Annotated in this window: 1 protein-coding gene; it reads left to right on the top strand. The window is 59.0% G+C overall.

All coding sequences use genetic code 11. The features are described 5' to 3' along the window. Positions 1–103 precede the first annotated feature (103 nt). The coding region (locus CW742_RS14525; protein WP_292421607.1) for a hypothetical protein at positions 104–1,114 on the top strand (1,011 nt) is incomplete at its 3' end.

The following is a 1,114-nucleotide window of genomic DNA, read 5'->3' as shown; positions in this document are numbered from 1 at the left end:
CCCTTAAAGAAAGAAGATGTTGGCGGGAAAGTCGGCCGGTCGGTCACGTTCCACCCCGCGAGTGGCGGCAGGATCACCATACGACGGGCGGACGGGACTCACGGTGAACTGTAAAGCTCTCCTTTTTCTGGTTATTGCCTGCGCAATTACCGGTGCTGCACTTGCAGTGCCCCCGGCCGGAGATTCCGGCACGGCCGCAGAGACGGATCCGGTTCCGGTCCCGTACACGATCACGCTTTTTATCCCCTCGGCAACCATGATCCATTCCGATCAGATACTCGACATGGTCAGCACCCCGGAGCGGGGCGTCCTCATCGGCACATCGTTTGGCCTCTCGATGTATAACGGCACATGGTCTACCCGCCACATCAATCGCGACAATCTCACCGAAGGTCTGATGGACGATTACATCACCGCAGTGGAGTACGATCCGGCCGGGAACCCGTGGATCGGGTATTCAGGAGGCATCCAGATCTATGACGGCAGGTACTACACAACGATCCGCGACCAGCAGCTGCTCAAGGACAAACGCATCCAGGACATCCAGCGCTGGCACGATGCCATGTGGATCGCGACCGGCAATGCCGGTATCCACCGGTTCAGGAACGGGGTATGGACCTGGTACCAGCCGATGAGTAAAGGCGGCCCGGGTTTTTATGATGCCCGGGAGATTGCTCTCGATCCGCTTCACGACATCCTCGTGCTCGTCACGGCGGATAACGGGCACTGGGTTATCCGTGCCTCCGGTGATGGCACGATCTCCTTTGAACAGATCGCAATCAAACGCGGGTCATACGACCTTCTCGACCATGTGCGGCGGGACCCGGCCGGGGGCGTTTACGTCTTTAACGATACCACGGTGATGCAGTATACCCCGGGATCCGGTTATGTGCCGGTCCTGACCACCCGGGACATCACCCGTAAACAGATGACGATCAACGACCTCGCCGCTGCCCCGGATGGCAGGCTCTACCTTGCAACGGACGATGGGATCTATCTCTGGAACAACGGGGTTGAGCGGCAGCTCTCCCGCTTTGAAGGGATCGGCACCTCGGAGATCGTCAGGACGGTCTATATCGATGCACAACAGCGGGTCTGGTTTGCATCCAAGGGC

This window comes from Methanoregula sp. (assembly GCF_002835825.1).
In the GTDB taxonomy this organism is placed as follows: domain Archaea; phylum Halobacteriota; class Methanomicrobia; order Methanomicrobiales; family Methanospirillaceae; genus Methanoregula.
Note: the sequence above shows the minus strand (reverse complement) of the source record. Positions and strands in the feature narration are given on the sequence as shown.